Source organism: Microlunatus sp. Gsoil 973 (assembly GCF_009707365.1).
GTDB lineage: Bacteria > Actinomycetota > Actinomycetes > Propionibacteriales > Propionibacteriaceae > Microlunatus.
Genome location: NZ_CP046122.1, coordinates 1052691 through 1071266, shown reverse-complemented (window position 1 = coordinate 1071266; position 18576 = coordinate 1052691). Strand labels below are relative to the sequence as shown.

The following is an 18576-nucleotide window of genomic DNA, read 5'->3' as shown; positions in this document are numbered from 1 at the left end:
TGTCCGACACGGTCCGGCCAGTAATCTCAGCGCTATGCCTGCTGTGTCCACCGACAAGTTGACCGATGATCTGCGGCTTGCCCATCTGCTGGCCGACGATGCTGATTCGATCACGATGAGCCGGTTCAAGGCACTCGACCTGCACGTCACCGCCAAGCCGGATCTGACTCCGGTCACCGATGCCGACACCTCGGTCGAGGAGGCGCTGCGGCGCACCCTCGGCAGGGCCAGGCCGCGGGATGCGGTCCACGGTGAGGAGATGGACGACACCGGCTGGGGTCCGCGCCGCTGGGTGATCGACCCGATCGACGGGACCAAGAACTTCGTCCGCGGCGTGCCGGTCTGGGCGACGCTGATCGCGCTGATGATCGAGGGCCAACCGGTGGTCGGCGTGGTCAGTGCACCGGCACTGGGGCGGCGCTGGTGGGCCAACCTGGACGGGGGCGCGTACATGGGCAAATCGTTGATGTCGGCGAGCCCGATCCACGTATCCGACGTGGCCAAGATCTCCGACGCGTCGTTGAGCTATTCGTCGCTGGACGGCTGGATCACCTCGGGCATCGGCCAGGGGTTCGTCGACCTGCTGCGCGACTGCTGGCGTACTCGGGCGTTCGGTGACTTCTGGTCCTACATGTTGCTGGCCGAGGGCGCTGTTGATCTTGCCTGTGAACCGGAACTCGCGCTGCACGACATGGCGGCCTGTTCGATCATCGTCACCGAGGCCGGCGGCACCTTCACCGATCTGGAAGGCAATCCGGGTCCGAACGGCACCGGGGCGTACGCCTCCAACGGTCGGCTGCACGAGGAATTGCTGGGCCGGCTGGCACCAGAACCCGAGGATTGATCGGCCGTACCGGGTCGACCATCACCTAGAGTCATGATCATGACTGGGACTGTCGACCTGACCGGGCGTACCGCAATGGTGACCGGCGGCGCAGCGGGGATCGGCGAGGCATGCGCCAGGGCGCTGGCCGACGCCGGTGCTGCGGTGACGATCGCCGACCGGGACGCCGAGGGCGCGCGCCGCGTTGCCGATGCGATCGACGGAACCGTCTGGCAGGTCGACCTGCTGGACACCGGATCGCTGGAATCCCGCCGGCTGGACTGCGACATCCTGATCAACAACGCCGGGATCCAGACCGTCGCACCGATCGAGCAGTTCGAGCCGAACGCGTTCCGGCGGATCCTGACGATCATGCTCGAGGCGCCGTTCCTGTTGATCAGGGCCGCGCTGCCACACATGTACCGGACCGGCTGGGGTCGGGTGATCAACATCTCGTCGGTGCACGGGCTGCGGGCGTCGGCGTACAAGAGCGCCTATGTCGCGGCCAAGCACGGTCTCGAGGGTCTGTCCAAGGTCACCGCGACCGAAGGCGGTGCGCACGGGGTGACCAGCAACTGCATCAGTCCCGGCTACGTCCGGACCGCGCTGGTCGAGGGCCAGATCGCCGATCAGGCCAGGACACACGGAATCGATGAGGACGAGGTCGTGGAGAAGGTGATGTTGACCCACTCCGCGATCAAGAAGCTGATCGATCCGGCCGACGTCGGCGCGCTGGCCCTGTGGCTGTGCGGCGACGCCGCGTCGATGATCACCGGCGCCTCCTACACCATGGACGGCGGCTGGTCGGCCACCTGATCCGACGGCCGGCTCGCCCGGGAAGGCGCGCTCTCACCGAATCGACGGGGCCGCCCGGCCGGCACGACGGCGATGCACAACAATGAGGGCCATGGTGATCACTGGGCTGGAAACGTTCATTGTCGAACCCCGCTGGCTGTTCCTGGCGATCCGCACCGACGAAGGCGTCACCGGATGGGGTGAACCGATCGTCGAGGGCAAGGCTGCGACCGTCGCGGCGGCGATCCAGGAGATGTCCGGACAGTTGATCGGCAAGGATCCCGGCCCGATCGAAGATCATTGGCAGACGCTGATCAAGGGTGGCTTCTACCGCGGCGGCCCGGTGCTCTCCAGCGCGGTGGCAGGCATCGACCAGGCGCTGTGGGACATCAAGGGCAAGTCCCTGGGCGTACCGATCCACGAACTCCTCGGCGGCCCCGTCCGGCACAGCCAACGGGTGTACGGCTGGATCGGTGGCGATGAGCCGGGCCAGCTCGCCGAATCGGCACTGCAGCGCGTCGAACAGGGTTACAACGCCGTCAAGATGAACGGCGGCGGAAGAATGCGCGCGCTGGAGTCTCGGGCCGAGATCAAGGGCATCGTGGCACGGGTGACCGCGGTCCGGGAGGCGGTCGGCGACGCCGTCGACATCGGCATCGACTTCCACGGCCGGTTCTCCCCCGCCCTGGCGCGGGTCGCCTGCCAGGCACTGGAACCGCTGAACCCGCTCTTCGTCGAGGAACCGGTGGTCCCGGAGCTGCAGCTCGACCTGGCCAAGATCACCGAGGCGACGACGATCCCGATCGCGACGGGTGAACGGCTCTATTCACGCTGGGACTTCCGCGAGGTGCTGCGCACCGGCATCGCGGTTGTCCAACCTGATCTTTCCCATGCCGGCGGCATCTCCGAATGTCGCCGGATCGCCGCCGCGGCGGAGACGTACGGGGTGTCGCTCGCCCCGCACTGTCCGCTCGGACCGATCGCCTTCGCCGCCTGCCTCCAGGTCGACTTCGCCAGCCCGAACGCGATCATCCAGGAGACCAGCCTGGGCATCCACTACAACGCCGGCAGCTCGGAGTTGGGCGACTACCTGGTCGATCCCGGGGTGTTCGACTTCGCCGACAGTTCGATCGCCCGGCTCACCGGCCCGGGCCTGGGCATCGAGATCGACGAAGGCGCGGTACGCAAGGCAGCCAAGGCCAGCCACGACTGGCACAACCCGGTCTGGCGGCATCAGGACGGATCCTTCGCCGAGTGGTGACCGACCCGATGAGGTGACTGACCGGCCGGCCGGTCAGTGCTGGTTGGTGATCACCCGCAGGGAGACCGTCTCGGGCAGCTGCCGCAGCTTCTCGATCAACTCGTCGGACAGTTCCGAACCCACGTCGGTGACCACGACACCGAGATTGCCCCTGGTGCTCAGTGTCTGACTCTCGATGTTCGCGCCGAAGTCGGCCAGCACGCCGTTGGTCGTGGCCAGGACGCCGGGAACGTTCTGATGCACATGCAGGATGCGCGCCTTGGCCCGGCATTCGGTGACGGCCACCTGCGGCAGGTTCACCGACATCGTCGTGTTGGCGTCGGCGACGTAGTCGCGCAGCTTGCCGGCGACGTACTGGCCGATGTCGGTCTGCGCCTCCTCTGTCGACCCGCCGACGTGCGGGGTCAGGATGACGTTCGGGATCCCTTGCAGCAGTGACACGAACGGGTCGCCGGCCGTCTTGGGCTCCTCGGGGAAGACGTCGATCGCGGCTCCGGCGAGATGTCCGCTGAGCAGGGCGTCGCGGAGGGCTTCGTGGTCGACGACGAAACCGCGGCAGAGGTTGAGGAAGAGGCTGCGCGGCCGCATCCTGGCGAACTGCTCGGCGCCGAACAGGCCGGCGTTCCCGGCGCGGCCGTCCACGTGCAGGCTGATCGTCTCGGCCGTCTCCAACAGTTCGTCAAGGCTGTTGCAGCGGCGGGCGTTGCCGAGCGCCAACTTGTCGGCGATGTCGTAGAAATACACCTGCATGCCTAGCGCCTCGGCGATCACCGACAGCTGGCTGCCGATGTTGCCGTAGCCGACGATGCCGAGGGTGCGGCCGCGTACCTCGTGAGCGCCCTTGGCGGACTTTTCCCAGACTCCGGCGTGCAAGGCGGCGTTCTTGTCGGTGAGGTGGCGGGCCATGGCGATGATCTCGGCAATCGCCAGCTCGACCACGCTGCGGGTGTTGGAGAAGGGGGCGTTGAACACCGCCACTCCCCGTTCGGCGGCCGCGGTGAGATCGATCTGGTTCGTCCCGATGCAGAACGCGCCGACGGCCAGCAACTGCGGCGCCCGCTCCAACACGTCTCGGGTCAGATGGGTCTTGGATCGGATACCCAGCAGGTCGACGCCCTGCAGCGCCTCGACCAGCTCGGCACCGTCGAGGGCGCCCTTGCGCACCTCGACCTCGTACCCGCGCGCGGTCAGCAGCCGACGGGCCTCGGAATGGATGTTCTCCAGGAGCAGCGCCTTCACGGCGCCATCCTATTTCCTCGGCCCGTCGACGCCGATCCGATCTTGGCTGGTGACCTCAGGTCAGGCGGCCGACCCGGGTTCCAACCGGATCTCGGCGGAGTTGTCGGCCGACCGGTAGGCCGCGTCGACGATCAGCGCACGGGTCAACGCCTCGTCGCCCTGGTGACCGTCAAGCTGCTCGGCCCGTACGGCGGCGACGAAATCGGCGACCGCCTCGGCGTGTCCGCCGTTGGCCCCGATCCGCGGTTCCAGCTGGGCGTCGACGCCCTCGACCTGGGTCCAGGCCCTGATCTGGGGGCCGCCCCGGTTCCAGGTCAGTTCGGCCCCGCCCTCGGTGCCGAACAGGGTGACGTACATGTCGTCGTGGCCGATGCCCTGCGCCCAGCTGCTTTCCAGCAGCAGGGTTGCCCCGTCGGACATCCGGACGAAGGCGGTTGCCAGGTCCTCGACCTCGTAGGACGTCGTGCCGTCGCCGCCGGTCTTGCTGCTGATGCCCCAGTTCGCGCCGCCGCGACCGCGGGGACCGAATTCGGCGTAGGTGCTGGCGCTGACGGTCTGCACACTCGGCTCGCCCATCAGGTAGAGCGCCATGTCCAGCATGTGTACGCCGATGTCCATCATCGGACCGCCGCCTGCGGTGGCCTTGCGGGTGAACCAACTTCCCAGACCCGGGATCCCGGAGTGGCGCATCCAGCCGGCCTTGGCGTAATAGATCCGGCCGAGCAGGCCGCGGTCGATCAGGTCCTTGGCCGCGGTCACCTCCGCCTTGCGGCGATGGTTGAACGAGACCTCGAGGATCCGGCCGTTGGCCTTCGCCGCGTCGACCATCTGCCGGGCCGACCTCGAGTCCAGGGCCATCGGTTTCTCCGACAGCACGTGGATGCCGGCCTCCAGCGCCGCGATCGAGATCGGTGCGTGCAGCGACGGCGGGGTGCAGACGCTGACGACGTCCAGTTCGGTGCCGGCGAACAGATCGGCCCAGTCGGCGTACCTGTGCTCGATGGCGTACTGGTCACCGAGCCGCTGCAGGTGCTCTGTCTCCAGACCGGCCAGGCCGACCAGGTCGACGCCGCTGGCCCTGTTGTAGCCGTCCAGGTGCTGTTGCCCGGCCCAGCCGAGACCGATCACGCCGGCGCGAAGATTCGGCCCGCCGATCGGAGTTGTGGTGATCGGATTGTTCATGAATGGAGCGGTCCTACTCTGAGTTGAGCTTCGCGTCGACGAACTTCGGCGGCGCCATGTTCACCACCGCCGGGGACTGCAGGGTCGCCGCCGGGATGGGCGCGGCCCACTGTACGGCGTTGGCCAGCACCCGCTGGATGTCGGGATGGTGGTAGACGGGGTATTCCTGGTCGCCCGGCGAGAAGTAGAAGACCTTGCCCTTGCCCCGCTTCCAGGTGCAGCCGGAGCGGAACACCTCGCCGCCGGAGAACGAGGAGATGAAGATCAGTTCGTCGGGCTGCGGGATGTCGAAGTACTCGCCGTACATCTCCTGGCCCTCGATGACGATCGGGTTCGGTACGCCGGCGGCGATCGGGTGGTCGGGCGAGGTCGTCCAGACCAGTTCGGAGTCGTTGCTGTTCCGCCAGGCCAGTGAGCAGGTGGTGCCCATCAGCTTCTTGAAGATCTTGGAGAAGTGCGCGGAGTGCAGGCACAGGATGCCCATCCCGCTGAGCACCCGCTGGTGGACCTTCTCGACGATGGCGTCGTCGATCTCGTCGTGGCGGGCATGACCCCACCAGGTCAGTACGTCGGTGGCGGCCAGCACGTCGTCGGTGAGGCCGTGCTCGGGTTGGTCGCGGGTGGCGGTCCGGACCTCGACGGCATCGCCCAGCAACTTGGTCAGTCCCGAGGCGATGGCGCCGTGCATACCATCGGGATACCGCTCGGCCATGCCGTCGCGGTCATGATCGCTGTTTTCGTGGAAGTTCTCGCCCCATACGGTGACGCGGATCGGATTGTTCACAACGACCCATCCGATCACTGCCGGGCCGGAATCGTGGGTAAGCATCGCCGCGATTCCGGTATTCGGACGATTCGCTCGCGTCGCCGGTCGGTCATGATGAGCACGGAGGTGGTGGCTGATGGAGGCGCCACGGTTCTCGATCCAGCGGGTCACCCTGCAGGCGTTCGATCTGAGCGAGCGAACCGCCCGGGCCGGCAAGGACTCGGCCAAGCGTCGGCTGCGACGGCTGCGGTCCCGCTCGTTCATGATCATTCAATGCGCCGTGACGGCAGGGCTTGCCTGGCTGCTGGCCGACCTGCTGATCGGTCCGCGCCCGTTCTTCGCCGCGGTCGCCGCGATCATCACGCTCGGCTTCAGCTTCGGACAACGGTGGCGTCGCGCGCTCGAGGTCTCCGTCGGCGTGGCCGTCGGGGTCGGCATCGGGGACCTGTTCGTACGCTTCTTCGGTACCGGGCACTGGCAGATCGTGCTGGTCTGCCTGATCGCCATGAGCATCGCCGTGCTGCTCGGCGCCGGGACGCTGATGACGACCCAGGCCGGCGTCCAGGCGATCATTGCGATCACCCTGTTCCCCGATCCGGCAGCCGGGCTGAACCGCTGGCTCGATGCGGTGATCGGCTGCGTGTTGGCGCTCATCGTTGCGACGGTCGTGCCGGCCGGCCCCATCCACAGACCCGGCCAACTGGCGGCGTCCTTGCTGCGGGACGTCGCCGCCACCCTGCGCGACGCGGCCGGCGCGTTGCGCTCGGGCGACGTTCAGGCCGCCGACGCTGTGCTGGACCGGGCTCGGCACAGTGAGGACCAGCTCGTGGACCTCGAGGAGGCGTCGCGGGAGGGCGTCGCCGTGGTGCGGGGTTCGCCCTTCGTGCGGCACCGGCTGCAGGCGGTGAAGGCGTTCGCCGAACTGTATCCGGGCCTGGACCGGGTCAGCCGGAATCTTCGGGTGCTTGCCCGGCGGACGGCGATCGCCCTGTGGCGGTCGGAATCGGTGCCGGCTTCCTACGTTGACCTGCTGGAACAGCTCGCCGACGCCGTTGCCTTCATGTCCGAGGAACTGGATCGCCAGCAGCTGCCGACCCGGGTCAGGGACCGGCTGGCCGAGGTCGGCGTCGCCACCTCCCAACTGCCGATCCACGAGTCGCTGTCGGCGGTCGTCGTCCTCGCCCAGATCCGCTCGATGACCGTCGACCTCCTGGAACTCACCGGACTGAGTCCGGCCGAGGCGCGTCAGCTGATCCCGGAGACGCTCGACTGACCCGGCGTCGATTTGAAACCTGTGTCGGTCTCGGCTAAGTTGATGGAACGCGACGCGGGGTGGAGCAGCTCGGTAGCTCGCTGGGCTCATAACCCAGAGGTCGCAGGTTCAAATCCTGCCCCCGCTACTCGTCAGGGCCGTGGATCCAGTGGATCCACGGCCCGGTTTGGTTTGGTGATTTGATCGTGTGGGCAGAAAGTGCTCCTTTCTCGGCCACGACCGCCACGCTGGACCGCCCCCGGCACCTGGCGCCGGGACGGCACCGCGGCCCGGCCGCTGGACCGGCAGGAGCGGACGACCCCTACAACCTGTGGATGATCGACACCACCGCCGAGGCGCTGGCCGCCTCCCTCCCCACCACCATCTCCGACAGCTCCGCTCTCGACCTCCCCGACGGGCTCACCGTCGACGACGCCCTTCGGATCGCCGAAGCAGTCGCCTCCAGGCTGGCCGAATCCACCCGCCGCGTCTACGGACACGGCTGGCGGCAGTGGGAACGCTGGTGCTCGGCCAGGCAGACCTCGGCGCTCCCCGCGAGGCCAGCGATGATCTGCGCCTACCTCACCGAACGGGCCAGCGAAGGCGCACTGGTTCCCACCCTCGACCTCGCGATCGGCGCCATCTCGTACGCCCACCGCAGCCGCGGCCTCGACGACCCAACCCTGTCCGAGGCCGTCCGGCAGGTACGCCGGGGACTGCGACGCATCGTCGGAGCCGCACCGCGTCGACAGTCGCGCCCGCTGGACACCAACGACATCCGCCAGATCCTCGGACCCATCGACCGCACCACGGCGAAGGGAGCACGTGACGCCGCCATCATCCTGCTTGGCTACGCTTCAGCGCTGCGCCGCTCCGAACTCGCCGCCCTCGACCTCGCCGACATGGAGAGCAAACCCGGCGGCCTCCTGCTACACGTCCGCCAGTCCAAGACCGACCAGCACGCTGAGGGACAGGTCGTCGCCGTCGCGTGTGGCCAGTACGCCGACACCGACCCCTTGGCAACGCTCGACGCTTGGCTGGATTGCCGGGGCCGCGAGGCCGGTCCGCTGTTCACGAGCATGCGGAACAAGGCCGTCACCGACGAGAGGGTCTCCGGCAACGCCATCGCCCGCATGCTCCGCAACCGCGCCCGCGACGCCGGGTTGCCGGCCGAGCGAATCACCCCGCACTCTCTGCGCGCCGGGCACGCCACGACCGCAGCCGTTGCCGGCGTGAGCCTGGACCGGATCGCCGCCCAGACCCGCCACAAGCGACTCTCCACCCTGCTGGAACGCTACATCCGCCCCGCGCAAGCCCTCGACCTCACCTCCAGCCGCGACCTCGGGCTTTGATCTGCCTCGTCTCTCTAGGATGGGCGGCTCACGCAGCGACGGCCTCCGCCAAACCCGCTGGTCAGAGGCCTGAACGCATTTGCTCATCTCGGTGGGACCCCAAGGGCGACGTCTTGTCGACAACCGTCGGGGTCAGTCGCCGCTCCGGGCTGACCCAGAAGCCGACCACTCCTCAGCGAGCTGGCCGAGCACGACTTGGTCGACGAAGGTGCCGCTGACCCAGGAGGAACGACGGAGAATGCCTTCGGTCCGGAAGCCGACCCGTGCCGCCGCGCGAATGATCGCCGCGTTGTCGGAAAGCGTCTCCACCTGGAGCCGGTGGAGGCCGAGGCCGATGAAGCCGTAGCGGCACAGGACGCGGACCGTGTCGGTGCCCAGGCCCCTCCCGCGTGATCTGGGCAGTAGAGCGATGCCGACGTGCGCGCTCCGGTTGTGGGTGTCGATCCCCCACAACGACGCTTCTCCGGCGAGTTCGAGGGAATCCAGGTGCACGACGGAGAATGTCGCGACACCCTCGGTGGGACCGCGGACGGCATACGGCGATTCCGCCGAGTCGGGCGGGATCGGTCGCCACGGCCGGGAGTCGGCCCGGGCACGGGTGTCGACGTCGTCGTACAAGGCGCTGTGGAGGACGGGTACGTCTTCCTCGCGCCGGACGCGCAGCCCGACGATCTCACCGGTCAGCATGCCTGCCTCCTGTGGCGCGGCGGCGACGTTCGTACGGGCCTCCGGCGCATTCATTCACACACACCGATCCCTTCGACCGGAAGCGTCCGTAGCGCGATTCGCGCCGCCACGGCCGGTGAACGTCCCGGCATCGAGGTCGAGGCTGACACCGTCCAGGGCTCGGACCGAAGCCGGCCCACGCCCGTAGACCTTGGCCAGGTCGCGCACCGACAGCGCCGGAGGCCTGGGCGCGGACGAGCGCCCGCGGTCCGATTGGGTCATCGGGTGGTCGGGTCTTCAGCCACCGGGTCCACGACCAGCGACCAGGCACGGACGGGCTGCCCGCTGCTGAACCGCTCGATGTCGGCATAGATCTCCTCGCCGTGCTTCGCCAGCACCGCTCCGAATTCCTCGGCCGAATGCACCCACACGTACGCCGCGGCGGCGAAGGGTGGGTCCGGTGCCTCGGGCTGCATCAAGGGCCGGTGCACCTCGTAGCGCGCGCAGTTCTCACCGAGGAATGAGACGAACATGGGGATATGCCGGGCACTGAAGTAGTCCGCGTCGAAGCGGTCCAGCCCGGTGGGATACACGATCGATGCGCAGAACATGACTCAATCCTCTGGTTGGTGCGGGCGGGTCGCGCTGGCCCGGATGGCTTGAAGCCGGGCGCGTTCAGCCCTCGACTTCGGCCATGGACCGGGGGACGCGAACCCGCTCGAATCTGAGCTGCCCCGACGGGGTCATCCAGGTCGCGACCTGAGCGGCGAGCCGTCCGGCTCGGACTGCAGGGTCCTCGTCACACATCCGGCGTGCAGTGTTCGGGTCGACCGACCAGAGCGAGATGCCCCTGAGGCGCTCGTCGTCGGGATCGACGGGTGGTCCTGCTGCGAGGATGTGGCCGGCTGCGACGAGGTCCGCCGTGTGCGCCAGGTGCGCGTTCTGGAGGGCCTCCGCCTCTGCCGGCGAGAGCTCGGGTGCGTCGGGCCGCAGGATTAGGGTCACCAGGGTGTGGCGGTCGAAGCCGATTGGCGCGACCTTCGCGGCGTACGCGGCGAGGACGGCCTGCCAGCCGTCAGGTGAACCGAGAGCGACCAGCATGTCGCCCTGTCGGTCGCCGTAGCGATCGAGGTGACGGTGTTCGAGGTCGACGCGCGTCCCGCCGGCGCCGATGTCGGTGAAACGGATGTCGACCTCGGTAGCCACCGTCAGGTCAGCGGTCCAATCGGGACTGATCTGCCAGCTCATCACGACGCGGTGCGGTGGCTGCCAGTGCAGGACTCGACCCCAGACGTGTTCGCTGCCATCGGTGCTGCGCTCGAACCATCGACCACCCTCGTAAGCCTCCAGACACGACTGCTGCGACGGGGCTTGCCCGATGGAGTATCCGTCGCGTGGCCACCACGAATCCATGCCGTCGGTGAACAGCGCGAATGCCGCGCCCTGGGCGAGAGGGACGGTGATGCTGCGGTGCACGGTGGTCCGGGATGCGTCGGTCATGGCGTGGACTCCGATCCGGGAAGGACAGACGTGAGCAGCGCGGAGACGTCGTGGTGGTTCAGGTACACCAGCACCCGGTATCCGTCCGGCTCGGACCGCAGGAGCAGGGTCGAGGACAGCTCGAGCGCACCTCCGGCCCGGTCCGCGATCCACGTGCCCGAGACGAGGACGTGGCGATCGTCGAGCCGCAGCTGCTGCGCGCGCTGCCGGCGTACGGCGCCGACGCCCGCGGCCTCGAACATCGCCCGGCGAGCCGGCAGCGTGCCCGCAAGCTGTGCCGTCGTGAGAGGGACGGCCCGGCTCGGGTCCGCAGCCAGGAAGGTCGGGGCGAAGAGCTGCTCGGACCCTCCCTCGGGATCGGCTCCGCGTTCGTCGAAGTCGTCCAGGAAGGCGCGGACATCGGGGTCGGGGTGGGACCAGGTGGTATTCACAGCTCGGTCGCGATCCTTTCAAGCAGCGGTACGGCGGCGGCGAGTCGCTCGCGCTCGCCTCGGGTCAAGCGGGAGAGGGCGGCCTCGATCCGGCCGATGCTGGCCGACTCCCGCGCCTCGAGTGTCTGCTGACCGGAAGGGGTGATCGTGACGATCACGCGCCGACGGTCGCCCGGGTCCCGGGCGCGGTGCACGAGCCCGGCCCGTTCGAGGCTGGTGAGCGTTGCCGCGACGGCAGCCGAGGTGACGCCCTCGTCGCCAGCGATCGTCCCGGGTGCGGAAGGCCCGGTGCGTTCGAGTCGCTGGAGCACGGCCAGTTCGAGGAAGCTCACGCCCTTCGCCGCGTCTACATAGATTCGGCGGATCTTGCGCGCGACGCGGCCTAGGGCAAGGCGGAGGTCGGACGCCAGGTCGGCGGCGCCGGAGGTCGTCATACGGTTAATCTAGATTAGTTAATCCAGGACGAGCAAGTGCCTTTTGGGGGTCTTCGGCGCCCCTGACCCGGGCGTCGGAGTGATCGCTCTTGACACACGGGGCGCGGGTCAGTCTAATACAAGTTATAACTTGTACAAGTGTCTGCCTGTGATATGGAGCTGTGATGACTGACACGACCATTGCCGGAGACTTCACCGCGGTGCTGGACCTGCCTGCCGCCCCTGAGGACCTGATCGCCCTGTTCACCTCGCCGGAGGGCGTCAGCCGCTGGTGGGGACCGACGACCGGAGACGGCAAGATCGGCGGGGTTCTCGTGATCAGCTTCGGCGAGCACGGACAGAACGCCGTGCGCGTGCTGCAGACCGATCCGGGCCGGGTAGTGTGGGAGCCCGTCGTCGCCGACGGATTGACTCCGACCGGGCACACGCACGAATGGCTCGGCACCACGATCGAGGTCGAGGTCCGTGCCGCCGGAGAGGGTGCTCAGCTCCACTTCCGGCACCGCGGCCTGACGCCAAAGCTCGCGTGCTGGGACGACTGCGTCGCAGGGTGGAATCACTTCATGGCCAGCATAAGCTCGCTCCTGCGGACGGGTTCAGGACACCCCTACGGTTCCTGAGACGCTGGTCCCGTGGTCGGACGAACGCGGTCGAAGAACGAGACACCTGACGCGGTGCTCCGCGCTCTGGCAGACCCCCATCGCCGACAGATCCTGCGCCTGGTCCAGCACGGGGAGCTGCCTGCCGGACAGATCGCGGCGAGCTTCACGCTCACTCAGCAGGCGGTCAGCCAGCACATCGGCGTCCTCAAGTCTGCCGGCCTGCTCACGGAACGCCGCGACGGCACCCGACGGCTCTACTCGCTCCGCCAGGAGCCGCTGGAGTCCGTGCGCGGGCTGCTGGCTGAGCTCTGGCCGGAGGCCCTGTCCCGCCTGAAGCGGGCCGTCGAGGAGGCGCATCCGAGGGACTCCGGGAGAGACGCGTGAGCGCCGAGGTCCACGACGGCATCGTCATCGCGACCGAGCACATTCAGGCAGCACCCGAGGTCGTCTTCCGCTACTTCACCGATCCCGCGCTCCTGACCACGTGGATCGGCGACCTGGCGGAGCTCGACCCGCTGCCCGGTGGGCGGTTCGACCTCGTCATGGGCGACGTCCGTTGTCGTGGCACGTACCTCGTTGTGGAACCTCCGCATCGGGTCACGTTCAGTTGGGGGATCGATGGCAACCGCGCGCTCCCGCCCGCTGCCTCGACGGTGGAGGTAGTGCTCACTCCGGATGGGGACGACACCATGGTCGTCCTGACTCACCGTGGCCTGCCGGAGAATCGCATCGAGCAGCACCGCGCCGGGTGGGAGCACCAACTCGCGAGATTGTGCCGGACATAGTCCGGCCCGAGGTCATAACCGCCGACACAACGCTCGTGCATCACCAGGCTGAGCGTCGCGGCCGGGCCGATCGGGTCTGGCACGGCACAGCGGACTGCCGATGCGATCACCGGGTAGGTGCCGGCGACGCGTGACTGGCGACTTCGCGCCCGACGTCCAGTCGAACGTGAACGACTGCGCCCGAGCGCGCGCTGCTAGGTCCGAGGCGTTCCATGGCCTCCGCGAGCTCAGCGTTTGCCACAACGGAGAACCGTAAGCACGCGCCGACGCACGCAGTCAATGGCTGAAAACGAGGATTCGAGCGGGGCCAAAAACGGGCCAGGTACTAACGCTCAGTGTCGGGGATCGACGGGCTAGAGTAAGCAGCGTCAGAGTGCTGTTTCGCCAGTGATGGAAGCATGGATGCACAGGAACGCGCACTGACGAGCAACCGCGGGTATGTGGCTGACTTCATCCAGAGGTCACAGGTTCAAATCCTGTCCCCGCTACCACGAACGAAGGCCCGGACCAACTGGTTCGGGCCTTCGTGTTTTCCGTCCCGGGTCCCGTCCCGAACCTCAAACGTTGACCGTACGGCTCCGACACGCCGATCCCCAGCACCCCTGGGTCAAACCTTGACCTTCGGTGGAGTGGCCCGGCGGGCCGACGAGGTGCGTTCAGATCTGATCTCGCCTGGAGTCCGCATCAGCAGCACCTTCCTGGTGGATATCGACGGGCAGCCGCTGCAAAGGGCGAAGAGCAACCTCGGGGTTCACGGAGGAGGGGACGAGATCGTCCCACCGGCCCTCATCGCCAAGATCATCTCCGCGAAGACGGCGGCTCAAGTGTTGACGTGGATCTGCCGGCCGAGCCCGTAGAAGGCGACCTCGTCCAACGGCATGCCCTGAGACTGGGGTACGAGGTGGTCGTCTCCTGCAGGTCTGGTCAGCACGGCGCCGATCGATTCCTCGAAGTGCAAGCTGCCGGGCTTTTGCACGCGAAGCTGCGTCGCGCCGACGCGGCCGAGCCGTACGCAGACGGACTTGCCGGGCGCAATCTCGTACTCGTGCATCTGGCCGCACCTCAGTGGTGGCCGACGTCGTCGATCACCGCAGGCGAGTACGAGCCCGCAATTGCGGTCGCATCCGAACACGCGAGTCCGTCCGACTGATCCAGCGGCCAATGTGGGCCAATGCCGGTACCGCCGACAGATCGCGGTCACCAGGATTCCAACCAGATTCGCTCCCCGAAGCCACCACGCGCCGCCCGCTTTCGTTCGGCAGCGGCCTCAATCTCTGCGAAGTCGAACCCGCTCTTGCCGGCTATCGCCAACAGGACCTCGTAGACGTCGGCCGACTCTTCCAAACGCTCCCGGCGCGATCCGGCCAGCGCCAGCTCCTGGCTTTCCTTGACGAGTTTCTCCAGCAGCGCTGATTCGTATTCCTGATCGGTCAGCCGGCGAGCGACGACCGTTCCGCCCTGCGCTCTGATGATCTGCGGAATCCGATCGCGTACGAGCTTTCCCTGCGTCACGGTGCCATGCTGCCAGCCCGGCCGCGACCCACGCCAGCAGATTGACCATGCGATACCGGCTTGGTCATCCTTGGTCCGCATGCACAGTATCGGTGGCAACCGTGAACACTACCTTGACAAGATCATCTGGCGCAGTGCACCGTTTCTACCACGTTCTCCGCTGAGCGAGGCAGGAGCAATGCCGTGGGATCCCAGGTTGGCGACGACGACCGCGTCGAGATCGGCAGCGTCCGACCTGGCGGCCCGTTGGACCGCCCCATCCACTCCGTGCAGCTCCTCGGTCACGATGTCGAGCTTTCCTACGACCTCGCCGACCGCGGCCTGATGGTGACGCTGCCGGCCGACGTCCGTCCGCACCCGGTCGCTCCGACCGTCCGGATCCGCTCCGCACCCCCACGCGGCTACTGATGGACTCCGCTTCTGCAACCACGATCTGGGCGGTGTTCACCAAACCGTGGCGAACCGTTCCTGCCGCCGACCTTGCCGAGCTTGTTGTCCGGATGGGGTTCAATGCCGTCGAGTTCCCGCTCCGACCTGGATATCAGGTTGATCTTGATCGGCTCGACCGGTCGCTCGCGGAGCTGGTCGCAGTGTTCGCTGATCATGGCGTAAGCATTGCCAGTGTGGCGAGTGCGCCGGATGATCACATCCTGGCAGCTTGCGCTGCGAACGGGATCGACCTGTTGCGGATCATGATCCCCGTCGAGGCCGCCGGTTACCTCGCTACGGCGGACAGCATCCGTCGCCGACTCGATGACCTGGTGTCGCTGAGTCATCGGCATGGTGTCCGGATCGGCATCCAACCGCACTACGACGACTACATCGCCGACTCTTCGGAGCTCGCAGTGTTGATCAAGGATTACGACCCGGCGGCGATCGTTGCGATCTGGGACGCGGCGCACGACGGTCTGGCCCGCAAACACCCGGCCAACACCTTGCCATTGCTGTGGGATCGGTTGGCCATGGTCAACTTCAAGAACGCTTGTTACCGACGCACAGACGTACCGGGCCGCGAACGGCCCGATTGGTCGATCACCTTCGTCAAAGGGTCCGAGGGTCTGTGCTCGTGGGCCGAGGCCGCCGCCGTACTCCGCGAACGCCGGTACGCCGGGCCGATCTGCCTGCCTGCGGAGTACACAGACGAGCGCGATCTCGAAGCCAAGGTGGCCGCAGATCTCGGATATCTACGCGTACTGCTGTCAGGTGAGGAGGACCGAACATGACCGACACCACACCGGTACGCATCGCGTTCGTCGGTGCCGGCGGGATGGCCAACCGGGTCCACTATCCGTCGCTGGCCGCCGAGCCGGGCGTCGAGATCGTCGGCCTCTGTGATCTTGACGAGGCGCGAATGGCTGAGACCGCAGACCGCTACAAGATCGACAAGCGGTTCACCGACTATCGCCGGATGGTCGACACGGTGACTCCGGACGCGGTGTACGTCATCGGCCAGCCGGAATTCATGTACCCGATCTGGTGCTGGTGCCTGAGCCAGGGTCTGGATCTGTTCGTCGAGAAGCCGCTGGGACTGACCCTGCACCAAGCGACCAATCTCGCCTACCTGGCTGAGACCAACAACTGTGTGACGCAGGTCGACTTCCAGCGCAGGGCCTCGCCCCTGCTCCGGTACGCGACCGAGCAGCTGTCCGGACGAGGTCCGGTGACGCACGCGGTGTGCACCTTCTACAAGTTCCAGCCGACGCCGATGCTGGGTGCCCGTGATCACATGATGGACGATGGAGTCCACGCGATCGACACGCTGCGGGCGATGTGCGGCGGGACGGTCACCCACATCGACAGTGTCGTACGCAGGCTCGGGACCCCGGATATCAACTTCTTCTCCGCCCAATTGATCTTCGACACCGGTGCGACCGGGATCCTGATCAACAGCTGGACCAGTGGACGGCGCGCCTTCCAGGTCCAGTTACATGTTCCAGGCGGCTGTGCTGAGCTTGATCTTGAAGGAACCGGTCGCATTTTCACCGACGGCGACGCCGAAGGCTCGACGACGTCTGCCCAACGGGTGTCGGGCTCAACCGATTTCCATGTCTACGCAGGTTTCCAGCAGAAGACGAGCGAGTTCATCCGAGCCGTACGGACCCGCGTACTGCCGCCGTCCCACTTCGGCGACGCACTCGAGACCATGCGGATCGCCGAGACGGTACTCCATCGATCAGTTCTGATCGACAACTGACCGCCCGCTCACAGCCGGAACAACTCCGAGCTGGTGATCGTGGGGCACCAGTGCGCCTCGATGTGTTCGACCGCCAACTCGGTGCCTCGGCGGTGGCTCACCTGGGGCGGCATCGCCGGGTTGTACATGGCGTCGGTGAGATCGCGCACCAGGACGGTGTCCAGGTCCCAGCGAACGAGGTTCTTGATTCCGAAGGACCGGTTGAGGATGCACATGTTGGCGTGCACGCCGGCGATCGCGACGGTGCTGATCTTGGCGTCACGCAGGGCCGAGTAGATCTCGAGGCCGTCGTCACTGATCAGGTCGCCGGCGGCGATCCGGATCGCAGGATGCTGCCGGGTCCAGGCGGTGTACGGCTCGGTCTCGCCGGTGTCCGATCCGCCGTCGGAGTCATCGATCGGCAGCTCGGGATCGGGGTGAGGGCGCAGCCGCGGCGGACGGCGGCGAGGGATGTCGTCCAGCCGCCGTCTCGCCGGATGATCACGATAGAAATCAAGAGTCTCCGATGGCGCATGGATGATCACCGAACCACGTTCACGGAGGTACGCTGCCAGCTGGTCGATCCGCGGAGCGATCGCGTCGACGCGTTCGGTCGCGCCCCTGCTCCAGTGCCGATCCCACATGTCGCAGATGATCAGGGCCATCCGATCAGCAATGATTTCACGGTGGATGACCTCCGTCGTCCACTCCCCTGCCTCGGATCCGCGAGACCGGGAACGCAGCTCCAATGTCGGCGACACGTGGTCGACCCTATCGCTGCCGCCACCCGCCACCGCTAGGTTTGCGGCATGGCCGAGTTCAGCATGCCGGACCTTGCCGCGGCGATGCGGGCGGCGGCGCGCGCCCTGATCGATCAGCTGGATCGGGAGCAGCGGCGCAGCGCGGTCTTCGGGTTCGAGCCCGAGTTGCATCGGCAGTGGACCTACCTCCCCGGTGATCGTCCCGGGGTCCGCCTCGGTGACCTGAGCGACGCGCAGCTGGAGAGCGCACTGGATCTGCTGCAGTTGGTGCACAGCGTGCGCGGCTGGTCCGACGCGCAGCTGGTCATCGCCATCGAAGCGGCCCGGCGAGCGCTGGCGCTGCAGCAAGCCGGTCGAACCGACCTCGATCCCTACCGGGACCTGCCCTACTGGCTGGTGATCCTGGGCGACCCGGCAAGTACGGCGCCATGGGCCTGGCGCATCAACGGCCACCACCTGCTCGCGCAGGCCACAGTCGTCGGGGATCAGGTCAGCGGCGTACCGCACTTCTTCGGTGCGGAGCCGGCCACGGTGCTGGCTGGCCCGCACGCCGGTCTGCGGGCGCTGCCTCGTGAAGAGGATCTGGCGCGCGAACTGATGCTGGCGCTGCAGGAAGATCAGCGCCGGGAGGCTCAGATCGCGACCGACGCGCCCTCGGACATCGCGTCCCGTTGGGACCCGGTGGCCGCGCTGCCGGAGCAACCCCGCGGCGTTTCCTATGCCCGGCTGGATCGGCGTCAACGCGAGCTGTTCGTGGCTCTGATCCGGCAGTACATCGATCAGGCCGCTCCGGCCGTGGCGAACCAGGCCTGGGCTGACATCTCCGACGCCGGTCTGGACCAGGTGAGCTTCGGCTGGGCTGGCCCGTTCGAACGGGGAGCCGGCCACTACTACGCGCTCAGCGGCCCGAGCCTGCTGATCGAGTACGACAACACCCAGGACGACGCGAACCACATCCACTCGGTGTGGCGTGATCTTCGCCGGGACTTCGCCGGCGACCTGCTGGCCCAGCACTACGCCGGCGTACACCACTGATCGCCGC

At 67.3% G+C, this 18576-nt stretch carries 23 protein-coding genes and 1 tRNA gene; 13 read left to right on the top strand and 11 right to left on the bottom strand.

All coding sequences use genetic code 11. The annotated features are described in order from the left end of the window. Positions 1–34: 34 nt before the first annotated feature. The 3 genes from hisN to dgoD all read left to right on the top strand — a co-directional run bounded on the left by hisN (position 35) and on the right by dgoD (position 2879). Complete coding sequence (gene hisN / locus GJV80_RS05025) at positions 35–844, top strand: histidinol-phosphatase (protein ID WP_154686950.1); 810 nt, start codon at positions 35–37, stop codon at positions 842–844. A gap of 39 nt (positions 845–883) precedes the next feature. Further along, complete coding sequence (locus GJV80_RS05020) at positions 884–1639, top strand: 3-hydroxybutyrate dehydrogenase (RefSeq protein ID WP_154686949.1); 756 nt, start codon at positions 884–886, stop codon at positions 1637–1639. A 91-nt stretch (positions 1640–1730) separates the two neighbouring features. Continuing rightward, complete coding sequence (gene dgoD, locus GJV80_RS05015; protein WP_154686948.1) at positions 1731–2879, top strand: galactonate dehydratase; 1149 nt, start codon at positions 1731–1733, stop codon at positions 2877–2879. 33 nt (positions 2880–2912) lie between these two features. On the opposite strand, the gene serA is transcribed toward dgoD, so the two are convergent. Genes serA through GJV80_RS05000 form a run of 3 tightly spaced genes read right to left on the bottom strand, consistent with a single transcriptional unit; the run spans position 2913 to position 6084 of the window. Next, positions 2913–4118: a phosphoglycerate dehydrogenase gene (gene serA / locus GJV80_RS05010; RefSeq protein WP_154686947.1), complete on the bottom strand. Its 1206-nt coding sequence runs from the start codon at positions 4116–4118 to the stop codon at positions 2913–2915. Positions 4119–4178: 60 nt separating this feature from the next. Next, positions 4179–5300 (bottom strand): Gfo/Idh/MocA family protein, encoded by a 1122-nt coding sequence (locus GJV80_RS05005; RefSeq protein WP_154686946.1) that lies wholly within the window; start codon positions 5298–5300, stop codon positions 4179–4181. 13 nt (positions 5301–5313) lie between these two features. Next, positions 5314–6084 carry a ThuA domain-containing protein gene (locus GJV80_RS05000; RefSeq protein ID WP_370518816.1) on the bottom strand — a complete coding sequence of 257 codons (771 nt, stop codon included), beginning with the start codon at positions 6082–6084 and terminating at the stop codon, positions 5314–5316. 118 nt (positions 6085–6202) lie between these two features. Here GJV80_RS05000 and GJV80_RS04995 point away from each other — a divergent pair, with 118 nt between their 5' ends. The 3 genes from GJV80_RS04995 to GJV80_RS04985 all read left to right on the top strand — a co-directional run bounded on the left by GJV80_RS04995 (position 6203) and on the right by GJV80_RS04985 (position 8670). Next, complete coding sequence (locus GJV80_RS04995; RefSeq protein WP_154686944.1) at positions 6203–7339, top strand: FUSC family protein; 1137 nt, start codon at positions 6203–6205, stop codon at positions 7337–7339. 53 nt (positions 7340–7392) lie between these two features. After that, a tRNA-Met gene (locus GJV80_RS04990) sits at positions 7393–7466 on the top strand. Positions 7467–7653: 187 nt separating this feature from the next. Continuing rightward, a complete protein-coding gene (locus tag GJV80_RS04985) occupies positions 7654–8670 on the top strand; it encodes a tyrosine-type recombinase/integrase (protein WP_154686943.1) in 1017 nt (338 codons plus the stop codon). Between the two features lie 132 nt (positions 8671–8802). Here the strand turns inward: GJV80_RS04985 and GJV80_RS04980 are convergent, their stop codons facing one another. The 5 genes from GJV80_RS04980 to GJV80_RS04960 all read right to left on the bottom strand — a co-directional run bounded on the left by GJV80_RS04980 (position 8803) and on the right by GJV80_RS04960 (position 11701). Then, positions 8803–9411 carry a GNAT family N-acetyltransferase gene (locus GJV80_RS04980; protein ID WP_230208145.1) on the bottom strand — a complete coding sequence of 203 codons (609 nt, stop codon included), beginning with the start codon at positions 9409–9411 and terminating at the stop codon, positions 8803–8805. 203 nt (positions 9412–9614) lie between these two features. After that, on the bottom strand, positions 9615–9947 hold the full coding sequence (locus GJV80_RS04975) for an EthD family reductase (RefSeq protein WP_154686942.1): 333 nt from the start codon (positions 9945–9947) through the stop codon (positions 9615–9617). 64 nt (positions 9948–10011) lie between these two features. Beyond that, positions 10012–10836, bottom strand: coding sequence for an SRPBCC domain-containing protein (locus GJV80_RS04970; RefSeq protein ID WP_154686941.1), 825 nt, complete (start codon positions 10834–10836; stop codon positions 10012–10014). Beyond that, complete coding sequence (locus GJV80_RS04965) at positions 10833–11267, bottom strand: hypothetical protein (protein ID WP_154686940.1); 435 nt, start codon at positions 11265–11267, stop codon at positions 10833–10835. Before GJV80_RS04965 ends, GJV80_RS04970 begins: the two co-directional genes overlap by 4 nt. Further along, complete coding sequence (locus GJV80_RS04960) at positions 11264–11701, bottom strand: MarR family winged helix-turn-helix transcriptional regulator (RefSeq protein WP_154686939.1); 438 nt, start codon at positions 11699–11701, stop codon at positions 11264–11266. Before GJV80_RS04960 ends, GJV80_RS04965 begins: the two co-directional genes overlap by 4 nt. A 164-nt stretch (positions 11702–11865) precedes the next feature. On the opposite strand from GJV80_RS04960, the gene GJV80_RS04955 reads away from it, so the two are divergent. From GJV80_RS04955 to GJV80_RS04945, 3 genes are read left to right on the top strand one after another with little or no spacing between them, the layout of a single operon-like run. After that, a complete protein-coding gene (locus GJV80_RS04955; protein WP_154686938.1) occupies positions 11866–12321 on the top strand; it encodes an SRPBCC domain-containing protein in 456 nt (151 codons plus the stop codon). A gap of 12 nt (positions 12322–12333) precedes the next feature. Then, a complete protein-coding gene (locus GJV80_RS04950) occupies positions 12334–12687 on the top strand; it encodes a helix-turn-helix transcriptional regulator (protein ID WP_194694450.1) in 354 nt (117 codons plus the stop codon). Further along, positions 12684–13088, top strand: coding sequence for an SRPBCC domain-containing protein (locus GJV80_RS04945; protein ID WP_195909166.1), 405 nt, complete (start codon positions 12684–12686; stop codon positions 13086–13088). The genes GJV80_RS04950 and GJV80_RS04945 overlap by 4 nt, the downstream gene beginning before the upstream one ends. Positions 13089–13908: 820 nt before the next feature. Here GJV80_RS04945 and GJV80_RS04940 read toward each other — a convergent pair. Beyond that, positions 13909–14139, bottom strand: a complete 231-nt coding sequence (locus GJV80_RS04940) for a hypothetical protein (protein ID WP_154686936.1) — start codon at positions 14137–14139, stop codon at positions 13909–13911. Positions 14140–14285: 146 nt separating this feature from the next. Continuing rightward, positions 14286–14600 (bottom strand): nucleoside triphosphate pyrophosphohydrolase, encoded by a 315-nt coding sequence (locus GJV80_RS04935; protein WP_154686935.1) that lies wholly within the window; start codon positions 14598–14600, stop codon positions 14286–14288. A 183-nt stretch (positions 14601–14783) separates the two neighbouring features. Between GJV80_RS04935 and GJV80_RS04930 the strand changes: the two genes are divergently transcribed. Genes GJV80_RS04930 through GJV80_RS04920 form a run of 3 tightly spaced genes read left to right on the top strand, consistent with a single transcriptional unit; the run spans position 14784 to position 16794 of the window. Next, positions 14784–15008 (top strand): hypothetical protein, encoded by a 225-nt coding sequence (locus GJV80_RS04930; RefSeq protein ID WP_154686934.1) that lies wholly within the window; start codon positions 14784–14786, stop codon positions 15006–15008. After that, on the top strand, positions 15008–15823 hold the full coding sequence (locus tag GJV80_RS04925; protein WP_154686933.1) for a sugar phosphate isomerase/epimerase: 816 nt from the start codon (positions 15008–15010) through the stop codon (positions 15821–15823). Before GJV80_RS04930 ends, GJV80_RS04925 begins: the two co-directional genes overlap by 1 nt. Further along, positions 15820–16794 (top strand): Gfo/Idh/MocA family protein, encoded by a 975-nt coding sequence (locus GJV80_RS04920; RefSeq protein ID WP_154686932.1) that lies wholly within the window; start codon positions 15820–15822, stop codon positions 16792–16794. The genes GJV80_RS04925 and GJV80_RS04920 overlap by 4 nt, the downstream gene beginning before the upstream one ends. A gap of 8 nt (positions 16795–16802) precedes the next feature. Here GJV80_RS04920 and GJV80_RS04915 read toward each other — a convergent pair whose 3' ends face one another. Next, complete coding sequence (locus GJV80_RS04915; protein WP_230208144.1) at positions 16803–17534, bottom strand: isochorismatase family protein; 732 nt, start codon at positions 17532–17534, stop codon at positions 16803–16805. 48 nt (positions 17535–17582) lie between these two features. Here GJV80_RS04915 and GJV80_RS04910 point away from each other — a divergent pair, with 48 nt between their 5' ends. Continuing rightward, positions 17583–18569, top strand: a complete 987-nt coding sequence (locus GJV80_RS04910) for a DUF3500 domain-containing protein (protein WP_230208143.1) — start codon at positions 17583–17585, stop codon at positions 18567–18569. Positions 18570–18576 lie beyond the last annotated feature (7 nt).

Coding starts and splice junctions, on each gene's coding strand:
- hisN (WP_154686950.1), top strand. CDS start 35: ATGCCTGCTGTGTCCACCGACAAGTTGACCGATGATCTGCGGCTTGCC.
- GJV80_RS05020 (WP_154686949.1), top strand. CDS start 884: ATGACTGGGACTGTCGACCTGACCGGGCGTACCGCAATGGTGACCGGC.
- dgoD (WP_154686948.1), top strand. CDS start 1,731: ATGGTGATCACTGGGCTGGAAACGTTCATTGTCGAACCCCGCTGGCTG.
- GJV80_RS05005 (WP_154686946.1), bottom strand. CDS start 5,300: ATGAACAATCCGATCACCACAACTCCGATCGGCGGGCCGAATCTTCGC.
- GJV80_RS04995 (WP_154686944.1), top strand. CDS start 6,203: ATGGAGGCGCCACGGTTCTCGATCCAGCGGGTCACCCTGCAGGCGTTC.
- GJV80_RS04985 (WP_154686943.1), top strand. CDS start 7,654: ATGATCGACACCACCGCCGAGGCGCTGGCCGCCTCCCTCCCCACCACC.
- GJV80_RS04980 (WP_230208145.1), bottom strand. CDS start 9,411: ATGAATGCGCCGGAGGCCCGTACGAACGTCGCCGCCGCGCCACAGGAG.
- GJV80_RS04975 (WP_154686942.1), bottom strand. CDS start 9,947: ATGTTCTGCGCATCGATCGTGTATCCCACCGGGCTGGACCGCTTCGAC.
- GJV80_RS04970 (WP_154686941.1), bottom strand. CDS start 10,836: ATGACCGACGCATCCCGGACCACCGTGCACCGCAGCATCACCGTCCCT.
- GJV80_RS04960 (WP_154686939.1), bottom strand. CDS start 11,701: ATGACGACCTCCGGCGCCGCCGACCTGGCGTCCGACCTCCGCCTTGCC.
- GJV80_RS04955 (WP_154686938.1), top strand. CDS start 11,866: ATGACTGACACGACCATTGCCGGAGACTTCACCGCGGTGCTGGACCTG.
- GJV80_RS04940 (WP_154686936.1), bottom strand. CDS start 14,139: ATGCACGAGTACGAGATTGCGCCCGGCAAGTCCGTCTGCGTACGGCTC.
- GJV80_RS04925 (WP_154686933.1), top strand. CDS start 15,008: ATGGACTCCGCTTCTGCAACCACGATCTGGGCGGTGTTCACCAAACCG.
- GJV80_RS04920 (WP_154686932.1), top strand. CDS start 15,820: ATGACCGACACCACACCGGTACGCATCGCGTTCGTCGGTGCCGGCGGG.
- GJV80_RS04910 (WP_230208143.1), top strand. CDS start 17,583: ATGGCCGAGTTCAGCATGCCGGACCTTGCCGCGGCGATGCGGGCGGCG.